Source organism: Vibrio sp. 2134-1 (assembly GCF_033339495.1).
This window is the reverse complement of sequence record NZ_JAWOUS010000642.1, coordinates 1-610: the sequence shown is the minus strand read 5'-3', so window position 1 is coordinate 610 and position 610 is coordinate 1. Positions and strand designations below refer to the sequence as shown.

General features: G+C 52.1%; 1 protein-coding gene and 1 pseudogene. Both read left to right on the top strand.

What is annotated here, in order from left to right; all coding sequences use genetic code 11:
* Nucleotides 1-13: 13 nt before the first annotated feature.
* Entirely contained in the window at nucleotides 14-331 is a 318-nt protein-coding gene (locus R7R78_RS27710; RefSeq protein ID WP_000351984.1) for a hypothetical protein, read from the top strand.
* Nucleotides 328-610 (top strand): annotated as a pseudogene (locus R7R78_RS27705) (S26 family signal peptidase); the annotation flags it as partial. The gene R7R78_RS27710 and the pseudogene R7R78_RS27705, both read left to right, overlap by 4 nt.

Sequence of the window (610 nt, the reverse complement as noted above, 5' to 3'; positions counted from 1 at the left end):
CAGGGAGACAGTAATGGACATTAAATCAATCGCAATCGCCGCCATTCTCGGTGCCGCTGGTGGCTTCGGCGGTAGCTACTACGTGATGAGCGAACAAACGGCAAGCATCCATCAGCGTTTGAATCAAACCCCGCCAGTGGTCGTGGTTGACTTCGCTAAAGTGGCGTCGGCGTATCCCGCTGGTGCCTCTCAGGAGGAAGTTGAAAGACTGATGGTCAAGACCAATGACGCAATTTTGAAGTTGAAAGACGCAGGTTATTTGGTCCTTGACGCAAGTGCTGTCGTCGGTGCTCCAAGTGACGTGTACCTCCCTGATGAGGTGCTGAAATGAATTTTCCACTCAAGAAGTATTTCGTCAAAAAGGAATCCTGGAAGCGCTTCGGGGTTAAGGCCGGTGTGACACTACTGGTTCTTTGGGCTGCTGGTGCGGCCTTTGCCAGCCGCTACCGTATTGGCATTGATCCACAACAGGAGAAGTGCCTGCCGGGTTACACCTTCTTCCTCATTGATCTGAACGACCAAACTCTGGAGAGGGGAGCTGTTTACGCCTTCCAAGCCAAGAACATGCAGCCTTTCTACAAGGACGGGACTCGCATGGTCAAAATCCTCA

What these genes read in the sequence shown, in the direction of transcription:
- R7R78_RS27710 (WP_000351984.1), top strand. Translation starts at nt 14, where the DNA reads ATGGACATTAAATCAATCGCAATCGCCGCCATTCTCGGTGCCGCTGGT.